The 20,570-nt window shown below is 63.9% G+C and carries 21 protein-coding genes; 8 read left to right on the top strand and 13 right to left on the bottom strand.

Annotated elements, in window-relative coordinates:
• The first annotated feature begins 258 nt into the window (after nt 1-258).
• Nucleotides 259-1,023 (top strand): YwqG family protein, encoded by a 765-nt coding sequence (locus ACA027_RS05470; protein ID WP_370681397.1) that lies wholly within the window; start codon nt 259-261, stop codon nt 1,021-1,023.
• Nucleotides 1,024-1,093: 70 nt separating this feature from the next.
• Here the strand turns inward: ACA027_RS05470 and ACA027_RS05465 are convergent, their stop codons facing one another.
• Genes ACA027_RS05465 through ACA027_RS05455 form a run of 3 tightly spaced genes read right to left on the bottom strand, consistent with a single transcriptional unit; the run spans nt 1,094 to nt 3,392 of the window.
• Nucleotides 1,094-1,675 (bottom strand): peroxidase-related enzyme, encoded by a 582-nt coding sequence (locus tag ACA027_RS05465; protein WP_370681396.1) that lies wholly within the window; start codon nt 1,673-1,675, stop codon nt 1,094-1,096.
• 47 nt (nt 1,676-1,722) lie between these two features.
• Complete coding sequence (locus tag ACA027_RS05460; RefSeq protein WP_370681395.1) at nt 1,723-2,706, bottom strand: MDR family oxidoreductase; 984 nt, start codon at nt 2,704-2,706, stop codon at nt 1,723-1,725.
• A gap of 47 nt (nt 2,707-2,753) precedes the next feature.
• On the bottom strand, nt 2,754-3,392 hold the full coding sequence (locus ACA027_RS05455) for a TetR/AcrR family transcriptional regulator (protein ID WP_370681394.1): 639 nt from the start codon (nt 3,390-3,392) through the stop codon (nt 2,754-2,756).
• A gap of 165 nt (nt 3,393-3,557) precedes the next feature.
• Here ACA027_RS05455 and ACA027_RS05450 point away from each other — a divergent pair, with 165 nt between their 5' ends.
• Nucleotides 3,558-4,307: a hypothetical protein gene (locus tag ACA027_RS05450; RefSeq protein WP_370681393.1), complete on the top strand. Its 750-nt coding sequence runs from the start codon at nt 3,558-3,560 to the stop codon at nt 4,305-4,307.
• A 58-nt stretch (nt 4,308-4,365) separates the two neighbouring features.
• Here ACA027_RS05450 and arsH read toward each other — a convergent pair whose 3' ends face one another.
• The 5 genes from arsH to ACA027_RS05425 all read right to left on the bottom strand — a co-directional run bounded on the left by arsH (nt 4,366) and on the right by ACA027_RS05425 (nt 8,553).
• Complete coding sequence (gene arsH, locus ACA027_RS05445) at nt 4,366-5,088, bottom strand: arsenical resistance protein ArsH (protein ID WP_370681392.1); 723 nt, start codon at nt 5,086-5,088, stop codon at nt 4,366-4,368.
• 8 nt (nt 5,089-5,096) lie between these two features.
• On the bottom strand, nt 5,097-6,170 hold the full coding sequence (gene arsB / locus ACA027_RS05440) for an ACR3 family arsenite efflux transporter (RefSeq protein ID WP_370681391.1): 1,074 nt from the start codon (nt 6,168-6,170) through the stop codon (nt 5,097-5,099).
• A gap of 1 nt (nt 6,171) precedes the next feature.
• Nucleotides 6,172-6,660: an arsenate reductase ArsC gene (locus tag ACA027_RS05435; protein ID WP_370681390.1), complete on the bottom strand. Its 489-nt coding sequence runs from the start codon at nt 6,658-6,660 to the stop codon at nt 6,172-6,174.
• A complete protein-coding gene (locus ACA027_RS05430) occupies nt 6,657-7,001 on the bottom strand; it encodes an ArsR/SmtB family transcription factor (RefSeq protein ID WP_370681389.1) in 345 nt (114 codons plus the stop codon). The genes ACA027_RS05435 and ACA027_RS05430 overlap by 4 nt, the downstream gene beginning before the upstream one ends.
• A gap of 91 nt (nt 7,002-7,092) precedes the next feature.
• Complete coding sequence (locus tag ACA027_RS05425; protein WP_370681388.1) at nt 7,093-8,553, bottom strand: deoxyribodipyrimidine photo-lyase; 1,461 nt, start codon at nt 8,551-8,553, stop codon at nt 7,093-7,095.
• A gap of 96 nt (nt 8,554-8,649) precedes the next feature.
• On the opposite strand from ACA027_RS05425, the gene ACA027_RS05420 reads away from it, so the two are divergent.
• Both ACA027_RS05420 and ACA027_RS05415 read left to right on the top strand, forming a co-directional pair.
• Entirely contained in the window at nt 8,650-8,973 is a 324-nt protein-coding gene (locus ACA027_RS05420; protein WP_370681387.1) for a hypothetical protein, read from the top strand.
• An 11-nt stretch (nt 8,974-8,984) separates the two neighbouring features.
• On the top strand, nt 8,985-10,106 hold the full coding sequence (locus ACA027_RS05415) for a DUF697 domain-containing protein (protein ID WP_370681386.1): 1,122 nt from the start codon (nt 8,985-8,987) through the stop codon (nt 10,104-10,106).
• Nucleotides 10,107-10,161: 55 nt separating this feature from the next.
• Here the strand turns inward: ACA027_RS05415 and ACA027_RS05410 are convergent, their stop codons facing one another.
• From ACA027_RS05410 to ACA027_RS05400, 3 genes are all read right to left on the bottom strand, one after another.
• Nucleotides 10,162-11,538: an ATP-binding protein gene (locus tag ACA027_RS05410; RefSeq protein WP_370681385.1), complete on the bottom strand. Its 1,377-nt coding sequence runs from the start codon at nt 11,536-11,538 to the stop codon at nt 10,162-10,164.
• A gap of 268 nt (nt 11,539-11,806) precedes the next feature.
• Complete coding sequence (locus ACA027_RS05405) at nt 11,807-12,466, bottom strand: response regulator transcription factor (RefSeq protein WP_370681384.1); 660 nt, start codon at nt 12,464-12,466, stop codon at nt 11,807-11,809.
• A gap of 30 nt (nt 12,467-12,496) precedes the next feature.
• Entirely contained in the window at nt 12,497-14,032 is a 1,536-nt protein-coding gene (locus tag ACA027_RS05400) for a Do family serine endopeptidase (protein ID WP_370681383.1), read from the bottom strand.
• A gap of 465 nt (nt 14,033-14,497) precedes the next feature.
• Between ACA027_RS05400 and ACA027_RS05395 the strand changes: the two genes are divergently transcribed.
• From ACA027_RS05395 to ACA027_RS05380, 4 genes are all read left to right on the top strand, one after another.
• Nucleotides 14,498-15,040 carry a fimbrial protein gene (locus ACA027_RS05395; RefSeq protein ID WP_370681382.1) on the top strand — a complete coding sequence of 181 codons (543 nt, stop codon included), beginning with the start codon at nt 14,498-14,500 and terminating at the stop codon, nt 15,038-15,040.
• A gap of 94 nt (nt 15,041-15,134) precedes the next feature.
• Nucleotides 15,135-15,908 (top strand): fimbria/pilus periplasmic chaperone, encoded by a 774-nt coding sequence (locus ACA027_RS05390; RefSeq protein WP_370681381.1) that lies wholly within the window; start codon nt 15,135-15,137, stop codon nt 15,906-15,908.
• Nucleotides 15,909-16,034: 126 nt separating this feature from the next.
• Entirely contained in the window at nt 16,035-18,602 is a 2,568-nt protein-coding gene (locus ACA027_RS05385; protein ID WP_370681380.1) for a fimbria/pilus outer membrane usher protein, read from the top strand.
• Between the two features lie 185 nt (nt 18,603-18,787).
• Nucleotides 18,788-19,738 carry a fimbrial protein gene (locus tag ACA027_RS05380; RefSeq protein WP_370681379.1) on the top strand — a complete coding sequence of 317 codons (951 nt, stop codon included), beginning with the start codon at nt 18,788-18,790 and terminating at the stop codon, nt 19,736-19,738.
• Between the two features lie 14 nt (nt 19,739-19,752).
• On the opposite strand, the gene arsC is transcribed toward ACA027_RS05380, so the two are convergent.
• Entirely contained in the window at nt 19,753-20,103 is a 351-nt protein-coding gene (arsC, locus tag ACA027_RS05375; protein WP_370681378.1) for an arsenate reductase (glutaredoxin), read from the bottom strand.
• Between the two features lie 58 nt (nt 20,104-20,161).
• Nucleotides 20,162-20,566: a DUF423 domain-containing protein gene (locus tag ACA027_RS05370; RefSeq protein ID WP_370681377.1), complete on the bottom strand. Its 405-nt coding sequence runs from the start codon at nt 20,564-20,566 to the stop codon at nt 20,162-20,164.
• Nucleotides 20,567-20,570: the final 4 nt, after the last annotated feature.

The following is a 20,570-nucleotide window of genomic DNA, read 5'->3' as shown; positions in this document are numbered from 1 at the left end:
CAAGTTAAAAACCTTCCACTCAAAGGTCTGGCCACATCGGCGGCCCTAGACCAGACCTCAAAGCTGCTGCTGTGTTGCTCGCATCCATCTGGTCGCCGCCGTCATCCGACTTGATTGATGACGGCCCCAGAAAATTACAAATGGCAATGCCGCAGGCAGAATCAGGGAGACGATTTTTTGCGTCTGGCAGGCGGCATCTGGCTGAGCTTGAGTGCGGTCTGAGCCAGAATGGCCTGCAATCTCACAGCCCAAAGCGACATGGATCTCAACACGCTTGCAAAACACCTTGATGCCTCGCCGCCGCTGCAAGCGCACAAGCAATATTTCTTGAACCTGGCCCGGCCTGCTATTGCCATTCGCTTGGGAGGCACCAAGGGCAAGCCTTTGCAAAGCCGCTTTGGCGGCCAGCCCATGGTGCCCGCAGGCTTTGCCTGGCCCGAGCATCCGGACGGCCACTATTTGTTTGTCGGACAGATCAATTTTGCAGAGCTACCCGATGGGCCCGATCGCCCGGCAGAGCTGCCCACCAGCGGGCTGCTGTCGCTGTTCTATGGCTTTGACGAGGACGACGCCATCTTCTGGCGTGATGAGAACTATCTCAAGGCTTTCTACTGGCCCGACACCCGCGATCTGCACGAAATTCAGGTACCCCACCGTTGGGTCACGGACAGCTGCGAACTGCTGTTTGAAACCAGCATCGACATTCCGCGCCACGAAGAACTGCGCAACGATTGGCCCATGGATTTTGACGAACTCTACGACTGGTTCGATGCACTGGAAGAAAGCGGTGATCTGCCGCGCGACTATCTGCTGGGTCGCCCTTCCTGGGACAGCCTGGGCTATGACCCCACGCCGAATCTGGAGGAGCACCCCAGCAGCTCGCACTGGCGCTCGCTGCTGACGCTTCAGTCGCACGACGCATTCAACTGGTGCTGGCAGGATGGCGCGCGGCTGATGGCCTTTGTGGAGGACGACAAGCTACGCGCCAAGGACTTCAGCCGTCTTCAGGTGGACTGCGGCTAAATATTCAGAGGCATCACAGACTGGGCTGTGCGATGCACCACCGCAGCAGCGCATCACATGGCCCTTCCCCTCACCCCCGTCCCATGGCGTAGAACTCCGCATTCGGCCGCATATTGGTCACATTGGCGAGGCGGTTGGACATGCCAAAGAAGGCGGACACGCCGGCCATGTCCCAGATGTCTTCATCGTCAAAGCCGTGTTGCTTGAGCAGCTCGAAGTCCGCCTCGCCCACCAGATGGGCGCTGGCAGAGACCTTCATGGCAAAGTCCAGCATGGCTTTTTGGCGGGGGCTGATGTCGGCCTTGCGGTAGTTGGTGGCGATCTGATCGGCCATCAGCGGGTTCTTGGCGCGTATGCGCAAGATGGCGCCGTGGGCGATCACGCAGTACTGGCATTGGTTCACGGCGCTGGTGGCCACCACGATCATTTCGCGCTCGGCTTTGGTGAGTTTGCTGGGGCGCTCCATCAGGGCGTCGTGGTAGGCAAAGAAGGCACGAAACTCGTCGGGGCGGTGGGCCAGCGTCAAAAACACATTGGGGATAAAGCCCGACTTTTCTTGCACGGCCACGATGCGGGCGCGTATGTCTTCGGGCATGTCTTCCAGCCGGGGAATGGGAAAGCGGCTGATGGCGGCGGTGTCGCTGGGGTGCATGTCTTGTCTCCTGTTGTGGATGCGATGGTGAAAAAAATATCGGTGGCTTAGCGGTTCACGTCGACCACGATGCGGCCTCTGACGCGGCCTTGCAGCAGCTCCGCTGCCAGCGGAATCACCTGGGACAGCGGCAGCTCCTGGCTGATGGTGGCCAGCTTGTCCAGGTCCAGATCGCGGGCCAATCGGCCCCAGGCCGCAATGCGGTCCGCGCGCGGGCGCATCACGCTGTCTATGCCGGCTAGGGTCACGCCACGCAGGATGAAGGGGGCCACGCTGGCGGGCAGGTCCATGCCGGCGGCCAGCCCACAGGCCGTGACCACACCGCCATAGCGTGTGGTGGCGCAGAGATTGGCCAGGGTGTGGCTGCCTACCACATCCACCGCACCGGCCCAGCGCTCCTTGGCCAGGGGCTTGCCGGGAGCTGAGAACTGGGCGCGCGGCAGTACTTCGGTGGCGCCCAGACCTTGCAGATAGGCTGCGTCCTCGGTGCGCCCGGTGATGGCAACCACGCTATAGCCCAGCTTGGCCAGGATGGCGATGGCCACGCTGCCCACACCACCGGCCGCGCCGGTCACCACGATCTCGCCATCGCCGGGTTGCAGACCATGGCGCTCCAGCGCCATGACGCAGAGCATGGCCGTATAGCCCGCCGTGCCGATGGACATGGCTTGCTGCGGCGTCAGCCCGGCGGGCAGCGGAATCAGCCAATCCCCTTTCAGGCGTGCCATTTGCGCCAGCCCGCCCCAATGGGCCTCGCCCACGCCCCAGCCGTTGAGCAACACCCAGTCACCTTTTTGGTAGCCGGCATGCGCGGAATATTCCACCTGGCCCACCAGATCGATGCCGGGCACCATGGGGAACTGGCGCACCACCGGCGCCTTGCCGGTGATGGCCAGCGCGTCCTTGTAGTTCAACGTCGAATGCGAGACGCGCACCAGCACATCGCCCTCCGGCAACTGGGATTCCTCCAGACGCTGCAAGCGGGCCTGGTAGCCGGCGTCGTCCTTGGCGATCAAGATGGCTTGGAACATCCACACTCCTGTTTGTTTAGACCCATCGTCTAGTTAAAGGCAAAAAATCAGGCCCTGGGCAGACCCGAGAGAAAAAAACGGGCAAATGCGCTCAGCGGCTGGGCGCTGCGCTCCAGCTTGGCCCGCAGCACGGCACCCTCCCAACCAATCCAGAAGGCCGTGGCCAGGGCTTGGCAGTCGGCATGGGGCGCAATCTGCCCCTGCGCCTTGGCGGCCTCCAGACAGGCCGCCGTGCGCTGCTCCCAGTCGGTAAAAACCTCGACCAACCGCGTGCGAAAGGACTCGGGCAACGCGCCCATTTCCTGGCCCAGGTTGCCAATCAGGCAGCCCCGCTTGAATGCAAAGCGCTCCATGCCGCTCACCGCATCGGCAATAAAGCCTTCCAGCCTGGCCAACGGCGCAGCGGCCTGGTTGTCAAAGTGGCTGTCGAGCTTGTGGGCAAAGTAGGTGGCGTAGCGCTCGATCAGCTCCAGGCCAAAGGCTTCCTTGCTGGCGAAGTAGTGATAGAACGAGCCCTTGGGCACGTTCACCCGGCCCAGAATTTCGTCGATGCCGGCGGCGGCAAAGCCTTTTTCGGTCAGCACTTCCAGGCCGGCACGCACCAACAGCTCGCGTGTGTCGGCATCTTCCCCCCGCGATTTGGGGGGTCGGCCGCGCCGTGGTTTGGAGGTGGGTGCATGGTGCATGCAATGAATATAGACCAGTCAGTCCAATTATTCAACAGGGTTCGCCGCAGCGATGCCGGCAGCCAGGCGAAAGCAAAGCCTCTGCAGCGCGCTCCTCGTGCCCCGCCAACGTAGAGATCGCAAGCACGCTCTTACAATTCCGGCACACGCATAACAAGGAATTTCATGCCATTCGCCGGACTTGGCCTGCACATCATCATTGCCATTTTCTTTGCCGTGCACGCCGTGCGCTCGGGCCAGAACACTTACTGGATTTTCATCCTCCTGGCCTTTCCCTTTCTGGGCAGCGTGGTGTATTTTTTTGCGGTCTACCTGCCCAACTCGCGCCTGCAGCACCAGGCGCGCCAGCTGACCAGCAGCGCCGTGCGGGCGCTGGACCCGCAGCGTGAAGTGCGTGAAGCCCAGGCTGCCTTCGACTACAGCCCCACCGCGCAAAACGAAATCCGCCTGGCCCAGGCCCTGCTGACCACCGGCCAGGCCCAGGCCGCGCTGACGCACTTTGAGGCCAGCATGAAGGGGCCTTTTGCCAACGATTTGGACATACGCTGGGGCACGGCCCAGGCCGCGTATGAGGCCGGCCAGCCCCAGGTGGCACTGCGCCATCTGCAGGCCATTGCCCAGACCGATATCCACTACCGCGCCGAGCCCGTGGGCCTGCTGGTGGCCAAGTCCTATGCGGCCCTGGGCGACCAGGAAATGGCGCGCAAGTCTTTTGCGTTCGCCCACCAGCAATCCAGCAGCTTTGACGTCACGGCCGAATACGCCATCTGGGCCGCAGAGCAAGGTGACTGGCGCACCGCCGACCAGTTGCAGGCCGAGTTGGAAAAGTCCATGACCCATTGGAGCAGCCAGCAGCGCAGCCTCAACCGTGACATGCTGCAGCGCCTGAAGGCGGCTTTCGCCCGGCGGAGCTGAGCAGCCGCGCCCGCTCTTGCGGGCGCACAACAACGTATCGACGGTGGTCTTGGCGGTACTAGAGCTCTGGCATTCGGGCAGGCTGCAGCGCACGCGCTTGCTTGCGTTCGCTATAGCGGTCCACCAGATACGGGGCGACGTCCCGCGTGAGCAGCGTGAACTTCACCAGCTCCTCCATCACATCCACCACCCGGTCATAAAAGGAGGAGGGCTTCATGCGGCCATCCTCTTCAAACTCCTGGTAGGCCTTGGCGACCGAGCTTTGGTTGGGGATGGTGAGCAAGCGCATCCAGCGGCCCAGAATGCGCAGCTGGTTGACTGCGTTGAAGGATTGGGAACCGCCGCTCACCTGCATGACGGCCAGCGTCTTTCCCTGGGTGGGGCGCAGCGCGCCTTCCGACAGCGGAATCCAGTCGATCTGGGTCTTCATGATGCCGGTCATAGCGCCATGGCGCTCGGGCGATGTCCACACCATGCCTTCACTCCACCGCACCAGCGCACGCAACTCCTGCACCTTGGGATGCTCCACCGGTGCCGCATCGGGCTGGGGCAGCCCCTCTGGGTCATAGATGCGCACTTCGGCCCCCATGCCCTCCAGCAACCGCGCGGCCTCTTGCGTCAGCAGCTTGCTGTAGGAACGCTCACGCAGCGAGCCATAAAGCATCAGAATGCGCGGCCCATGGGCCGAGGCATTGCGCGATTGCAGCGCCTGCAGCACTTGCGAAGTGGGAATGTGAAAGCTGGCAGCATCCACATGGGAGGCCATGGATTCAAGGGACATGGTGGTGCTCAGGGTTGTACGGCTGGAAGCTGGCCTTCGTACCAGCGCCGGGATTGGTTGACGACGGCCACCACGGCCAGCATGACAGGCACTTCAATCAGCACCCCCACGACGGTGGCCAGCGCGGCACCGGAGTGCAGGCCAAACAGGCTGATGGCGGTGGCAACCGCCAGCTCAAAAAAGTTGCTGGCGCCAATCAAGGCCGAAGGTCCGGCCACGCAATGGGCCACGCCCAGTTTTTTGTTGAGCCAGTAGGCCAGCCCCGAGTTCAGCACCACTTGAATGAGGATGGGCACGGCCAGCAAGGCGATCACCAGGGGCTGGGCCAGAATGGACTGGCCCTGGAAGGCAAACAGCAGCACCAGCGTGGTGAGCAATGCGAGCATGGACATCGGCCCCATGGCGGCCGTGGCCCGCTGAAAAACAGCCTCCCCCTTGCCCAACAAATGCTTGCGCAGCATTTGCGCCAAGGCAACGGGCACCAAGATGTAGAGCAGCACCGAAACCAGCAAGGTGGCCCATGGCACGGTAATGGAGGAGATACCCAGCAGCAAGGCCACGATGGGCGCAAAGGCCAGCAGCATGATGGCGTCGTTCAAGGCCACCTGGGACAGGGTGAAATACGGGTCGCCCTTGCACAGCTGGCTCCAGACAAACACCATGGCCGTGCAAGGCGCCGCGCCCAGCAAGATCAGCCCCGCCACATAGCTGTCCACCTGGGCCGGGTCCAGCCATGGGGCAAAGAGATGCCGCAGGAACAACCAGGCCAGCAAGGCCATGGAAAAAGGCTTGACGCCCCAGTTGATGAACAAGGTCACACCGATGCCGCGCGCATGGGACTTCACCTGCGACAGGGCAGAGAAGTCAATCTTGACCAGCATGGGAATGATCATCACCCAGATGAGCATGCCCACCGGAAGGTTCACCTTGGCCACTTCCATGGCGGCCACGGCGTGGGTCAGCTCGGGCAAGCCATGGCCCAAGGCAATGCCCGCGCCTATGCACAGCAGCACCCAGAGCGTGAGGTAGCGTTCAAACCAGCCCATGGCGGGCTTGGCAGGAGCTGGAGCGGAAGCTTGCATGTCAAGACTCCCCTATGCGCTGCACCAGCGCCTGCAATGCCTGGTTGTCCAGCTTGGCAAAAGGCAGCTGCACCAGCTGCAGCATGCGGTAGCCCAGGGCCTGGCGCGTCAGCGCAAAGCGCTGGGCCTGTTCGTGCGCGGGGGCGGCCGAAGGATCGGGATAGCTCCAGTGGCCACGCACCGGCGCGCCAGGCCATATCGGGCAGGGCTGCGCTGCAGCGCTGTCGCATACCGTGAGAACCACCCGCATCTCGGGTGCGCCTGCCTGGGCAAACAAGTCCATGTGTTTGCTGGCCAGGCCCGCACGCTCCACGCCTGCGGCATCCAGGGCCAGCAGGGCCTGGGGGTGGATGCGGCCGCTGGGCGCTGCCCCTGCGCTGAAGGCTTTGGCATCCACGCCCAGCTTCTTGGCCCAGTGGTTGAACATGGCTTCCGCCAGCACGCTGCGCGCCGCGTTGTGGGTGCAGAGCACCAAAATATGTGTGCTCATGCTTGGCCACCTTGGTCGTGGGTGGGGCAGCAGCTGGGTGCAGAAATCCCACAGCCGGCACCGGCACAACAGTTCTCCGTCAGATAGCCGAGGACTCCATCCATCTGGCTAAAGTCGGCCCTGTAGAAAAGGTTGCGGCTGATGCGCTCCTGCGTCACCAGGCCGGCGTTCACCAGCTCTTTGAGGTGAAAGGACAGCGCGGTGGATGCCACCTCCAGCTGCTCCGCCAGAACAGAAGGCGTCAGCCCTTCTGCCCCTGCCACCACCAGCGCGCGAAAGACACGCAGCCGCACCGGATGTGCCAGCGCTGCCAGTGATTTGATGACTTGCTCTTCATTCATAATTCAATAATAGTTGAAATATTGAATCAACACAAAAAACAAGATCCAGATCGCCGTGAGCAGACGTGCTTTAGCCCTCTCTTTGCTGCGCCTATAGCCCGTCCTGCTGCAGAAAATGAAAGCGCATCAGCGTGCGCTGCCGCGCGCTGGCATGGTCCACCACGGGCTGGGGATAGTCCCGCCCCAGCTCCACCCCACAGGCCTGCAGCTCCAGCGGCTTCATGCCCGCGGGGAAGTGGATGTGCTTGTCCGGCAGCCGCGCCAGCTCGGGCACATAGCGGCGGATAAAGCGCCCATCCGGGTCAAAACGCTGTGACTGCGTGACCGGGTTGAAGATGCGAAACCAGGGCTGTGCATCGCAGCCGGTGGATGCCGCCCATTGCCAGCCGCCGTTGTTGGCGGCCAGGTCATAGTCGTTCAGGTGCTCGGCAAAATAGCGCTCGCCCCGGCGCCAGTCAATGCCCAGGTCCTTGGTCAAAAAGCTGGCCACCACCATGCGCAAGCGGTTGTGCATATAGCCGGTTTGGTGCAGCTGGCGCATGGCGGCATCCACCAGCGGGTAGCCGCTGCGGGCCTCGCACCAAGCCTGCCAGAGCTCGGGTGCATCGTCCCACAGCACCCGGTCATATTCCGCACGGAATGACTGGGTCAGCACATGGGGGTGATGCCACAGAATCATGAAATAAAAGTCGCGCCAGGCCAGCTCGGACAACCAGGTCTGGGCACCTTCATCACCTTGCAACGCCCGCTGCTGGGCCAACCTGGCCAGCTGGCGTATGGACACGGTGCCAAAGCGCAGATGCACCGAGAGATAGGACACGCCCTTGCGGCCCGGAAAATCCCGTGCCTCCTGGTAGGCCTCCATGCGCGGCAGAAAATCGGCCAGCAACTGCTGTGCGCCTTGCATGCCCACTGGCAGGGGCAGCGCTGCCAGATTGGTCGGGGCAAAGCCCAGGTCTTGCAGGCTGGGCAGGGTTTCGCCCGCAGGCAGGGCAGCCAAGTGGCGGGCATGGCGCTCCACCGGATAGGGCTTGAGCTGGAAGGCATCGAGCTTTTGCAACCAGGCGCGCTTGTAGGGGGTGAACACGCTGTAAGGACGGCCCTGCTGGGTCAGCACCTCGTCGCGGTCCAGCAGCACCTGGTCTTTGTAGTCGCTGAAAGCAATGCCCAGGGCCTGCAGCTCACGGGCCACCTGCTGGTCGCGGGCCATGGCCTGGGGCTCGTAGTCGCGGTTGGCCAGCACCTCTTGCACGCCCAGCTCGCGCGCCAGCTGCACCACGCACTCAAACGCCACGCCGTGGCGCACGATCAGGCCGCCGCCCTCGGCCCCGCTGCGCGCCGCCAGATCCTGCAACGCCGCATGCAGCTGCAGCACGCTGGCGTGGATGAACTCCACGCGCCGGTCCTGCCGGCTGGGCAAAGCGTCCAGAATCTCGGTGTCAAACACAAAGGCGCAATACACCCGCTCAAAGCGGCGCAGTGCATGGTAGAGCGCGGCATGGTCATCACAGCGCAGATCGCGCCGCAGCCACACCAGGGCAGAAGAAGTCATGGAAACCATTGAAGCACAGGAAAGCAGGCCCAGCCCTGTCTTGCACCGCATCACCCCAGTTGGGGTACAAGCACATAAAACCCTGAAAATGGCGCCATGAGCATTGTTGTTTACTACCTGCAAAACACCTGTCCCGAGGGCGAGGAGCCGGCCTGGCTGCCGCATTGCCTGCCCTATACCGACGCCCAGATGGGCGAAGCCCTGGCCCAGTGCCAGCGCCTGCGCGCCGACCCACACCATGCCCATGTGACCATTTCCTCGGAGCTGCGCGACATGGTCGGCCCCGTGGGCGTGGCAGCCGTGGAAGACGGGCACACCCCCGATGGCGAGCGCTACGACTGGAGCAAGGCCGGCCGCGCCGGTGCCAGCCGCAAAAACGCCCAGCAGCCGCCGGTACAACGCAAGGACATGGATACCTGAAAGCCCACTCTATGCACCGCACCACCCGCCGCATTCTGCTGGCCTTGTTGCTGGCCTTTCTGGCCTATATGGCCGTGTTTACTGTAGCCATGGTCTCGCAGCTGGCCGATGCGGCCGACCGCATCCATGCAGGGGCGGGGCAATGGACTTTTGTAGGGCTGCTGGGCCTGCTGGCCGTGGCGGTGCTGCTCCCCACGTTCTGGCTGCTGCGCCTGCCGCCGGCCCTGAAGCCCCCTGGCAGCGACGATGCTGCCGCTCAGGTCGCCTACCAGGCCCGGCTGCGCCAGCACCTGGCGCGCAACCCGCACCTGGCAAATCAGCCGCTGGACAGCGAGGCCGACATCGCCCAGGCATTGCAGCAGTTGCAAGCCTTGGCCGAGGCCGAAACCCGCAGCCTGGCCACCACCGTGCTGACCAGCACCGCCTTGCTGCAAAACGGCAAGCTCGACGCCCTGGTGGTGTTGGCCACCCAGGTCCGACTGGTGTGGCGGGTGGCGCGCATCTACGGTCTGCGACCTTCGCTGCGCCAGCTGGGCTATTTGTACGGCAATGTGGGCGCCTGCATGCTGGTGGCCAGCAGCATGGACGCCATCGACTTTGCCGAGCTGGCCGCCCCGCTGGTGCAGGCCACCACGCCCGCCGCATTGGCCAGCGTGCCCGGCCTGGGTGCCGTGGGCAGCCTGCTGACCAACAGCCTGGCCAGTGGCGCCGCCAATGCTTTTTTGACGCTGCGCGTGGGCCTGGTGGCCCAGGCCTATTGCGCACCGCTGCTGCAGCCCGAGCGCGCCGGTGTGCGCCACAGTGCTACGGTGCATGCCGCCAGCCTGCTGGGTCAGTTGGTGCGTGAAGTGGGCAGCCGTGTCAGCCAGGCCGTCTATGGCCGCATGCGCGATGCCGTCAGCCACACGGCCCAGTCCACCGTGAACAGCGTGCGCCAGGCCGGCCAGGGTGTGGTCGACGCCACCAAGGGCGTGGCACGTTCGGCCGCCAGCACATCAGGGGCCTGGGTGGACCAGGCCACAGACAAGCTGCAGCAAGCCACGTTGCAGGTGGCCGACCACACCGCCCGCGCCGCCGATGCGGTGCAGCGCGGCACGCAAGCCACTGTGAAGTCACTCAAGAAAAAGCCTTGAGACATAGACAGATAGCACTGAAGAAGCTATCAAACCATGAGCATCTAGCGCGGCGCTAAGCCACGGGTTGCGTTGCCGGCCAGGTTACTTGCACACACAGGCCACCCAAGCTCTTGGAGCCATGCAACGCCACCTGCGCGCCCTGGCGTTGGGCAATGGTTTGTACGATCGCCAGACCCAGGCCGCTGCCCTGGATACCGGAGGCAGCCGCACCTTCGGCGCGCACAAAGCGTTCCAGCGCATGGTCGCGTTCGGCCTCGGGAATGCCCGGGCCGCTGTCTTCCACCACCAACAGCACCTGGGCCGGCGTGCTGTCTGCCCCCTCTGCAGCGGGCCGCAGCTCCAGGCGCACATCCACCTGGCCGCCTGCGGGCGTGTATTTGACGGCGTTGTCCACCAGGTTGCGCAGCAGCACCTGCAGGCTCGCGGGCTCGGCCCGCACCCAGGCAGCGGCTGCGCTGCCTGTGCCCAAGCCCAGATCCACACCTTGCGCCTGGGCCTGGACCGCCATGTCGGCCAGCTGCTGGGCCACCAAGGGTGCCAGGTCCACCCTGGACGCGGGCGTGGGGTTGCGTGCGCCCTGCTGGGCATCTTCGCGGGCCAGCAGCAGCAGCTGGTCCACCAGCTGGGCCGCGCGGTCTATGCCGGCTGCCAGCCGCTGCTGTGCCAACTGGCGGGCGGCATCATCAGGAGCACGCTGCAGGCCTTGCAGCTGCAGCTTCAGCGCCTGCAGTGGCGAGCGCAGGGCATGGGCAGCATCAGTCACAAAATGCTGCTGGCTTTCAAAGGCCTGCTGCACGCGGGCAAACAACAGGTTCAGCTCCTGCACCAGGGGTTGCACCTCCTGCGGCACATCGTTTTCCTGTACCGGCTCCAGCGAGGTGGCATCGCGCTCGGCCAACTCGCGGCGCACGCGGTCCACCGGGCGCAGCGTATGGCCCACCACCCACCACACGGCCAGCGCCAGCAAGGGGGCCAGCAAGGCAATGGGCCACACCGTGCGCCAGGCCAGGGTACGCGCCATATGGCTGCGCACCTGCAGGTCTTGCGCCACCTGGATCACCTGGGCCGGTGACTGCAGCGAAAACACCCGGTAGATGCTGCCGCGCACACGCACGTCGGCAAAGCCCAGCACCGCCATCTGCGGCAAGGCGGCGCCAAAGGCGGATTCAAAAATGCGCAGGCCCTCATTGGTCCAGACCTGGACAATGAACTCGTGGTTCTCGTCCTCGGGCGGCAACAAAGGTGAGGCCGCACGCGCATCCACCGGCAGGCCGGCGCGCAGTGCCAGCGCGGTCTGGCGCATCTGGTAGTCAAACAGCAGATCGGCCTCTTGCAAGGCATTGCGATAGGCCAGCGCGCCCTGCAGCACCGCCGCCAACACAATGGCCAGCCCCATCAACACAATGAGCCGCAAACGCAGCGAAGTCATAGCATTTTTCCATTCTTGATGCCCCAGCATTCCAATCGCTGGGACAGCCCCTCACCCCTGCCCTCTCCCCTTCGGTGCGAGGGAGAAAAACAGGAAGGCAGGCCCCCATCCCCGCCTTCCCCCGGCGGGGGAAGGGGCAACACCCAAGACAAGGGGGAAATGTGCCCCTGCCGCCTGCCCCGCCCCTTTTGCCAGGACACCGCGCAAGGGCCGCCCCGCCGCGCCGGTGTCGTCCCCCTGGGGGAAGGCGCGAAGCGGCTCAGGGGGGTCAGTCTTTCGGCACCATATACCCCAGTCCACGCACATTCAAAATCAATTCGGCCCCCAGCTTTTTGCGCAGGCCGTGGATATAAACCTCCACCGCATTGCTGCCCACTTCCTCGCCCCAGCCGTAGAGTTTGTCCTCCAGCTGGGCTCGGCTGAGCACTTGACCTGGCCTGGCAGTCAGCGCCTCCAGCACCGCCCATTCGCGGGCCGACAGGGCCACGCTGGCGCCCTGCAGCGTCACGCTGCGGGTGGCAGGCTCCACCGTCACGTCGCCATGGCAGTAGGCAGGCTCGGCCCGGCCGCCGCTGCGCCGGTGCAGGGCGCGCATACGGGCCAGCAGCTCGTCCAGGTCATAGGGTTTGACGATGTAATCGTCGGCCCCCGCGTCCAAACCGGCAATGCGCTGGGCCACGGCATCGCGGGCCGTGGCCACCAACACTGGCGTGCGGTCCTTGCGGGCGCGCAGGGCGCGCAGCACGTCCAAACCATCCCTCTTGGGCAGGCCCAGATCCAGCAGCACCAAGTCATAGGCCGTGCCGCGCAAGGCGGTGTCGGCCTGCACTCCGTCGTGCGCCCAGTCCACCGCATGGCCTTCGCCACGCAGCAGGTCTTGCACGGCTTCGCCGATCATGGGGTCGTCTTCAACAAGCAACAGTCGCATGAAGCAAGCATAGCGTGGAGACAACCGCCATCAGCCCAGGTGCACGGGCACAAAGATCTTGTCCCCGCCCCGCATCACCAGCAGGGCCACGGTCTTGCCGACCTTGGCCATGGCGGTCTGCACGGCTTCCACGCTGTTCACCGCCTGGTTGTTGATGGACAGCAGCACATCACCAGGGGCCACACCGGCCTGGGCGGCCGGACCGCTGACCTGGCCGATCAACAGGCCGCCTTGCACGCCCACCTGCTGCTGCTCCTGCGGCGTCAACGGACGCAGGGCCAGGCCCAGCTTGCCTTTCTCAGCCTCGGCCTTGGCGGCCTTCTGGGTCTTGCCATCATCGGCATTGGCCAGCGTGGCCGTCAGTTGCACGGCCTTGCCCTGGCGCCACACCTGCAGTTGCAGCTTGTCGCCGGGCTGGCGCAGGCCCACATAGGCCGGCAGGTCGCCCGAGGAAACAATGCGCTGCCCGTCCACGGTCTGCACCACATCACCGGGTTGCAGGCCTGCCTTGGCGGCGGGCGAGCCGTCCTGCACCGAGGACACCAATGCCCCTTCCGGTGCGCTCAGGCCAAAGGAGTCGGCAAAGCCCTGGTTCACCTCCTGCACGGCCACGCCCAGGCGAGCATGCTCCACCTTGCCATGGGCCACGATCTGCTGCTGGATCTGCGAGGCCAGCTCGATGGGGATGGCAAAGGACACGCCCTGGTAGCCACCCGAGCGGGTGTAGATCTGGCTGTTGATGCCCACCACCTCGCCGCGAGCATTGAACAGCGGGCCGCCAGAGTTGCCGGGGTTGATGGCCACATCGGTCTGCAAAAAGGGCACCAGGCTGTCATCCGGCAGCGAACGGCCCTTGGCGCTGACCACACCGGCGGTGACGCTGTTCTCAAAGCCAAAGGGTGCACCAATGGCCAGCACCCATTCGCCCACCTGCAAGTCCTTGGTATTGCCCAGCTTCACCACGGGCAGATCCTTGGCCTGGATGCGCAGCACGGCCACATCGGTCTTGGGGTCCAGGCCCAGCACCTTGGCCTGGAATTCGCGCCGGTCGTTGAGCTTGACGCTGACCTCCTTGGCGCCGTAGACCACATGGGCATTGGTCAGAATCAGGCCGTCGCTGCTGACGATAAAGCCCGAGCCCTCACCCCGCGCCGGGGTGTCGCGCGGTTGGGCCTGGCCGCCTTGCATGCCCGGGATGCCAGGCAAGCCAAAGCGGCGGAAGAATTCAAAGAAGGGGTCGTTGGGGTCGATCTGCGGGCCTGCGCCGCTGTCACCGTCATCCGCACTGTCATCGCCGCGCATCTGCATGGCTCGGGCATCGCCCACGACGCTGATGTTCACCACGGCCGGGGCATTGGCACGGGTGATGGCCGCAAAGTCAGGCATACCCACCGTGGGCACGGGGGCTGCTGCCGAGGCTGCAGTGGCCGTGGCCGCAGCCACCGGCGTGCTGGCCTGTGCGCTGTGGTGCATGCCGGAAACCAGGCCGGCACCCGCAGCACCTATGGCACCTGCGGCCACCAGGGCCAATACGAGACGACGGGGGGTAGAGAGCAGCTTGTCCATCACGGTTTCTCCTGAAAGTCCTGGCTGCAATAGCCGGTGTGGGAATGGACTGCAGTGTGAAAGCCCCGACTTAAATCGAACTTAAGCCACCACCGGAACACGTTGCACCGCTGGGTGGTGGGTTCCCGCCCCGAACCGGATGCGCGGAAGATATCAAAAGCATAGCTATACAAGCGCTTGTGCATTGCATAAAAGCAGGATTTCATCGAGTAACGCAGCCTACCCGGTCGTTCTCAAACGCTTCAGCGGTAACAACTTATTGCTTGCCTGCGCCTAGAGTGAAGCAGCGCTTGCCGCCGCAGTGTGCACAGCGCCGGGCTTCATCAGTGCGCTCTTGCATTGCAGGGCATGGATACACAGGACCGGGCACTGCGGCGGACCAGCCACGCTGGCACAAGACCGCACTTTGCGTGCCCCAGAAGGCCGCAAGCCTTGTGCTGACTCCACTGTTAACCCACTGCCACTATGAAATCCAAAATCCTTACCGCCTTGGTCCTCTGTGGAGTCACCACCCTCGCCTCTGCATTTGACGGCACCATCACCTTTACGGGCGAAGTCACCAGCAACACCTGCACCATCAGCGGCAATGGTGGCAGCAACAACTTCACCGTGACTCTGCCAAGGGTATCGGCCACGGCGCTGAATACAGCCCCTGAGCATGTGGCGGGCCGCACCGCATTCAACATAGCACTGACGGCCTGCAACCCCACCGGCGGTAATGTCCGCACCTATTTCGAACCGGGCCCCACGGTCAATCTCGGCACGGGCCGGCTGACCACCGCCGTGACCAATGTGGAAATCGGCCTGCTCAACGCCGACTTCAGCAACATCAAGATTGGCGCCGCCGACGGCTCCACTCCGGGCACCACCCAAAACTCCCAGACCGTCCCTATCAGCGGTACAGGCACGGCAACGCTGCCCTACTTTGCCGAATACAACGCCCTCGCCGGTGCAGCCGGTACCGGCCCGGTCAACACCAGCGTGCGCTACACGCTGATTTACCCATAACGCATGGATGGGCGCGCTCCCCACCCGGGGCGGACGCGCGTCCGCCTTTTTTCATCTGCACCCGCGGCACCAGCGACCGCCCAGCCTCTCACCCATGAACATCGGAAAAACCATCAGACATGTGATCACTGCGGCAGGCCTGGCATGGCTGGGCGGCATGCCGACGCTCTCGCAGGCCTCCGTGGTGATAGGCGCCACACGCGTGATCTATGCGGCCAAGGAGCCCGAGGTCACGCTCAGGCTGACCAACCCGGGGCCAGCCCCCGCCCTGGTCCAGGCCTGGGTGGATTCGGGCGACACCAGCAGTGCGCCCTCGAATGTCCATGTCCCCTTCATCGTCACGCCGCCCATGTCGCGCATAGACCCGAGCAAGGCCCAGACCCTGCGCATCGTCTACACGGGCGAGCCTCTGCCCACGGACCGCGAATCGGTGTTCTGGCTCAATGTGCTGGACATCCCGCCCAAGCCCAGCGCCGAGGAGGCCGATTCCAACAAGATTCAGCTGGCGTTTCGCACGCGCATCAAGCTGTTCTTTCGCCCCATAGGGCTTAAAGGCAAGCCCGAGGAAGCACCCGCCCAGCTTTCTTGGCAGCTCATTCACAAGGACGGCAAGCTCGCCATCCAGACCCACAACCCCACGCCTTTTCATGTCTCACTGACCGAAGTCCATGTGCACTCCGACGGCCAGGTTGCCAGCTTCGATGAGGGCGACATGGTCGGCCCCGGTAAGACCCGGGTGTTCCCGCTCAAGGGCCAGGCCGCCGACACCCCCGGAGCCAGCGTGCGCCACCGCGCGCTGAACGACTACGGCGGCCCCATAGAGGGCGAGACCTTGCTGCGCCCCCACGCCAAGAACCCGCCGCCATAAGCCTGGCAGACCCGCCTTGGCTTTGACCTGCTCATCTTCTCCACCGTGTACTGGGCATCCACACCTTCTTTCACAACCAGCTTCTCGCCTCCCTGGCGGTCTGTGGAGAACCTGTTTTTGCTGCACTTGTCCGCTTCCAGAAGCCTTGGTGCCTGGAGCCTGCTCGCCCTGTACTCACTCACCCCCATAGGCATGGCCGCAGAAGCGTCGACCGGGACGACGCAGTTGGCACAGGTCGAATTCAACGAACAGTTTCTCCAGCAACCCAGCGGATTCCGCATCGATGCCAGCCGCTTTCAGCAAGGCAATCTGGCCACACCTGGCGAATACAGCAGCGATTTGTTTGTCAACAATGCCTGGCTGGGCCGACGCACCATCACGCTGCGCCAGGTCGATGCCAACCCGAACAACGTCCATCCTTGTTTCGACCAGCATTTGCTGCTGCATATCGGTGTCGATCTGAGCAAGCTCTCCCCCGAGGCCATGCAACTGCTGACAGACAAGACCCATGTCTGCCTGCCCCTGGACGCTCTCATTCCCAATGCCAGCGCCACATTCGACAATGGCGAGCAGCGGCTCGACACCAGCCTGCCACAGGCCATCACCAGACGCTCGGCCCGAGGCTATGTCGATCCCCAGTTCTGGAGTGATGGAGTGCCCGCTACCTTGCTGCAGTACAACACCAATATCTACCGCAGCGAGGGCGTGGGCCGCTCCAACACACAGGTCTTTGTGGGTGTGACCGCAGGCCTGAACCTGGGCCCCTGGCGTCTGCGCCACAGCGGTAACTTCAGCCACTCCTCCTATAACGGTTCTGGCTACCAGGGTTCACAAACCTCGCTGCAGCGCTCCCTGGCCAGCATACGGTCGCGTCTGGTGCTTGGTGACGCCTTCACCGATGGCAGCATGTTCGACAGCGTGGGCTTTCGCGGCGTGCAGCTCGCCAGCGACGAGCGCATGTTTCCCGAGTCGCAACGCGGCTATGCCCCCACGATTCGCGGCATGGCCTACAGCAACGCCCTGGTGCAGGTCCGCCAGAGCGGCAACATCATCTACACCGCCAACGTGGCCCCCGGCCCGTTCGAGATCAACGACCTCTACCCCACGGGCTATGGCGGTGACCTGGATGTCAGCGTGACCGAGGCCGACGGCCGCATCCAGAGCTTCAAGGTCCCATTCGCCACGGTCGTGAATGCACTGCGTCCCGACGTCACGCAATACAGCCTTTCTGCCGGCCAGTATCGCAACGCCTATTTCACCAGCAACGCCGGCTTGGTCCAGGGGGGCATCAAGCATGGCTTCAGCAATCTGTTCACCGGCTATGGGGGGCTGACGTTTGCCAGGCACTACGCCTCTGCCCTGGTTGGCGCCGCTTTCAACACCACGTTCGGGGCCCTGGGCCTGGACATCACCCACGCCTTCGCCAGCCTGCCCGGGCAAGAGCGGCACAACGGCCACAGCATCAAACTCTCCTATAGCAAGCTCATTGCCCCAACCGCGACCAACGTCACCCTGGCGGCCTACCGCTATTCCAGCAAGGGCTTTATGAGCCTGCAAGACGCTCTTTTGCAGCAGAGCAGCAAGAACCTGGACTACCCCTCCTACATGGGACACAGCGGCATTCGCCGTGGCCAGTTCCAGGCCGTGCTCAACCAAAGCCTGCAAGCCGGCTGGGGCTCGTTCTACCTCACAGGCTCTGCGGTGGACTACTGGGATCGCAGCAGCCGAGACATCCAGTTCCAGGCCGGCTACAACAACAGCTACCGCTCCATAAGCTATGGCATCTCGGCGGGGCGCCAGTTCGATGCCATGCGCAACCGCTGGGACAACCGGATCATGCTCAATGTCTCGGTTCCCTTGAGCTTGGGCGAGCGCCACCTTTACGCCTCCACCAATCTGCAGCGCAGCTCCAACGGAGAGACCCAGATCCAGCAGTCTGTGTCGGGCTCTCTGGGCGTGGACAACACCCTGGGTTATGGCGTCAACGCCAGCCGCGCCAGCAATGACAGCAATGACAGCATGCCCACCACCAACACAGTGGGCGCCAATCTGTCCTATCTGTCGCCCTATGCCGCCCTGACGGCGAATGCCTCCAAGGGCGCCGGTTACACGCAATATGGCGCCGGCATCTCTGGCAGCGCGGTGGTCTATGGCGGCGGCGTGGTGCTCACGCCTTCCGTGGGCGAGACGGTAGGCATTGTGGAAGCCAAAGGCGCCAGCGGCGCACGCGTGACCGCCGGCAGCGGTTTGCGTGTGGACCGCTTCGGCCATGCACTGGTCTCGGGCCTCACACCCTTTGCCAGCAACGAGGTAGAGCTTGACCCCAAGGGACTGCCCCTGAGCGTGGAACTCAAGTCCACCACGCAGCGTGTGGCCCCAACGGCCGGCGCCGTGGTCCCGCTCAAGTTCGAGGTGGATGGCGGAGGCCGCGCCGTGCTGCTGCGCGCCAGCCTGGCCGATGGCCAGCCCGTGCCCTTTGGCGCCCAGGTGCTGGATGCCCAGGCCCACAACGTTGGCACCGTGGCGCAAACCGGCCGCATTGTGCTGCGCGGGGTACGCAGCGATGCGGCCACGCTGCACATCCTGTGGGGAGAGGCCGCGACAGAGCGCTGTGTGCTGCAGTACACCTTGCCCAAAGAAAACCCGCCAGGCACGCAGCCGTGGACCCAGATGGAGGCAATATGCCGCAATTGAAAAAGACACGGCCTGCGGTTGCTGCAACATTGGCATCCTCCCCTCCGGCCCAGGCATCCAGCGGCCAAAGCGGGCTGGCACGATGCCTGTTGCTGGTCACAGCCCTGGTGCTTGGTCTTGCCTGCAAAACAGCGCTGGCACAAAGCTTTTCATGCAACGGCGCCGCGGAGACCATTTCCGTTGCCATGCCGGCCTCCATCACCGTGCCACGTGATGCAGTGGACGGCACCCGACTGACGCCGTGGACCTCCACGCCGGCGGCCACCAACTACTACAGCTGCCCGGTCACCAATGCTGGGGTCGGCCCAGCCTACAAGTCCCTACTCACCCCCGTCGTGGGCATGACTGTCAACGGCTCTACCGGAGTGCCCTACCAAGTCTGGAATACCACCGTGCCCGGCATTGGGGTGGCGATAGGCGCACGCTCCTATATCCTCACGCAAAAAAGTGCCTGCAGCGGCTGGTATGCCTGGGTCTCTTTGCACGCAGACGCAAGCTGGGGATACCAAGCGTGCACCTCCAACAATGGAAGCGATGTCATGAACCTCGGCTTCCAGATGGAGTTTGCCTATGTCAAAACCGGCGCCGTGACCCCGGGCACCACCGCAGGCGGCGCAGCCTCAGAAACTGCCTGGGTCGGTCGGTTTCAGACGGGAACCTATGCCGTGCAGTCTAGCTTTCACAAGTTCATCTCGCTCACGCCCACCATCATCAACATCGCTGCTTGCGAAACGCCGAATGTGACCGTCAACATGGGCAAGCAACAGCTGTCGAAATTCACGGGAATCGGCTACTCCACGCCCGTGGTGAGCTTTGATGTCAGCATCAACGCCTGTCCCGCCGGTAGTCTCACCAAAATCCAGTACCAATTCATACCGGTGAATGCGGTGATTGATGCCAACAATGGCTTGCTTGCACTCTCCAGCACCGCCACTGCCACAGGCATTGCCCTGCAGCTCAAAGACAGCAGTGATGCCCCGCTCAAGTTCAACACCCAGTACACCTTGACGGGCTACAACAGCGCGGCCGGTGGTTCCTACAAAGTACCGCTGAAAGCGGCTTACCGCCAGACCGCCGCCACGGTCACGCCGGGCAGCGCCAATGCAGCGCTGACCTTCACCATGACGTACCAGTAGACCCGGATCAGGGGTTACAGCAGCTCCAGCACCTTCTCCGGCGGCCGGCACAGGGCCGCACCCTTGGGCGTGACCACGATGGGGCGGTTCAACAGCACCGGGTGGGCAGCCACGGCCTGGATGATCTGGGCATCGCTGATCCCGGGCTGGTCCAGACCCAGCTCCTTGTAAATGGCTTCCTTGCTGCGCAGCAGATCACGCACCGGCACACCCAGATGCTCCACCAGCTCGGCCAGTTCAGGGGCGGTCAGCGGGGTGGCGATGTAGTCGACGATATTGGGCTCTATGCCGCGCTCCTGCAGCAGGGCCAGCGCGCCGCGCGAGTTGCTGCAGCGGGCGTTGTGAAAAATGGTGATGTCGCTCATGCCGCGAGTGTAGGCCCTGCCCCACTCCTACGCAGCATGTGGCGAAAGCAGAAAATGCTCAATGCGAGCGCGGCATCTTGCACCCTGCCACGGCCAGCGCCAGCCAGCCCAGAATCAGGCTGGTGCCGCCCCAGGGCACCAAGGCGCGCAGGCTGTCCACCCCGCCCAGAATGCGCAGATAGATCAGGCCGCTGAACAGCAATACGCCCACGGCGAACAGCAGGCCGGACAGGGCCAGCCAGCGGCTCGTGGCCGCCTCGGCCCGCTGCGCCAGCACACCCACGCCCAACAGCGCCAGCGCGTGGAACAGCTGCTGCTGCACCGCCTGCTGCAGCGTGGCGCGCATGGCCTCGCGCAGCGCAGCGTCGGCGATAAAACCCAGGCCATGCGAGGCATAAGCCCCCATGCCCACACCCACGGCACCCAGCAGGCCTGCCAGCACCATCCATACCCGTCCATTCATGGCA

Source organism: Comamonas sp. GB3 AK4-5, assembly GCF_041320665.1.
Classification (GTDB): Bacteria; Pseudomonadota; Gammaproteobacteria; order Burkholderiales; family Burkholderiaceae_C; genus Comamonas.
Note: the sequence above shows the minus strand (reverse complement) of the source record. Positions and strands in the feature narration are given on the sequence as shown.

Excerpts from the sequence above, each read along its gene's own strand:
- ACA027_RS05470 (WP_370681397.1), top strand. The coding sequence starts at position 259 with ATGGATCTCAACACGCTTGCAAAACACCTTGATGCCTCGCCGCCGCTG.
- ACA027_RS05465 (WP_370681396.1), bottom strand. The coding sequence starts at position 1,675 with ATGCACCCCAGCGACACCGCCGCCATCAGCCGCTTTCCCATTCCCCGG.
- ACA027_RS05460 (WP_370681395.1), bottom strand. The coding sequence starts at position 2,706 with ATGTTCCAAGCCATCTTGATCGCCAAGGACGACGCCGGCTACCAGGCC.
- ACA027_RS05455 (WP_370681394.1), bottom strand. The coding sequence starts at position 3,392 with ATGCACCATGCACCCACCTCCAAACCACGGCGCGGCCGACCCCCCAAA.
- ACA027_RS05450 (WP_370681393.1), top strand. The coding sequence starts at position 3,558 with ATGCCATTCGCCGGACTTGGCCTGCACATCATCATTGCCATTTTCTTT.
- arsH (WP_370681392.1), bottom strand. The coding sequence starts at position 5,088 with ATGTCCCTTGAATCCATGGCCTCCCATGTGGATGCTGCCAGCTTTCAC.
- arsB (WP_370681391.1), bottom strand. The coding sequence starts at position 6,170 with ATGCAAGCTTCCGCTCCAGCTCCTGCCAAGCCCGCCATGGGCTGGTTT.
- ACA027_RS05435 (WP_370681390.1), bottom strand. The coding sequence starts at position 6,660 with ATGAGCACACATATTTTGGTGCTCTGCACCCACAACGCGGCGCGCAGC.
- ACA027_RS05430 (WP_370681389.1), bottom strand. The coding sequence starts at position 7,001 with ATGAATGAAGAGCAAGTCATCAAATCACTGGCAGCGCTGGCACATCCG.
- ACA027_RS05425 (WP_370681388.1), bottom strand. The coding sequence starts at position 8,553 with ATGACTTCTTCTGCCCTGGTGTGGCTGCGGCGCGATCTGCGCTGTGAT.
- ACA027_RS05420 (WP_370681387.1), top strand. The coding sequence starts at position 8,650 with ATGAGCATTGTTGTTTACTACCTGCAAAACACCTGTCCCGAGGGCGAG.
- ACA027_RS05415 (WP_370681386.1), top strand. The coding sequence starts at position 8,985 with ATGCACCGCACCACCCGCCGCATTCTGCTGGCCTTGTTGCTGGCCTTT.
- ACA027_RS05410 (WP_370681385.1), bottom strand. The coding sequence starts at position 11,538 with ATGACTTCGCTGCGTTTGCGGCTCATTGTGTTGATGGGGCTGGCCATT.
- ACA027_RS05405 (WP_370681384.1), bottom strand. The coding sequence starts at position 12,466 with ATGCGACTGTTGCTTGTTGAAGACGACCCCATGATCGGCGAAGCCGTG.
- ACA027_RS05400 (WP_370681383.1), bottom strand. The coding sequence starts at position 14,032 with ATGGACAAGCTGCTCTCTACCCCCCGTCGTCTCGTATTGGCCCTGGTG.
- ACA027_RS05395 (WP_370681382.1), top strand. The coding sequence starts at position 14,498 with ATGAAATCCAAAATCCTTACCGCCTTGGTCCTCTGTGGAGTCACCACC.
- ACA027_RS05390 (WP_370681381.1), top strand. The coding sequence starts at position 15,135 with ATGAACATCGGAAAAACCATCAGACATGTGATCACTGCGGCAGGCCTG.
- ACA027_RS05380 (WP_370681379.1), top strand. The coding sequence starts at position 18,788 with ATGCCGGCCTCCATCACCGTGCCACGTGATGCAGTGGACGGCACCCGA.
- arsC (WP_370681378.1), bottom strand. The coding sequence starts at position 20,103 with ATGAGCGACATCACCATTTTTCACAACGCCCGCTGCAGCAACTCGCGC.
- ACA027_RS05370 (WP_370681377.1), bottom strand. The coding sequence starts at position 20,566 with ATGAATGGACGGGTATGGATGGTGCTGGCAGGCCTGCTGGGTGCCGTG.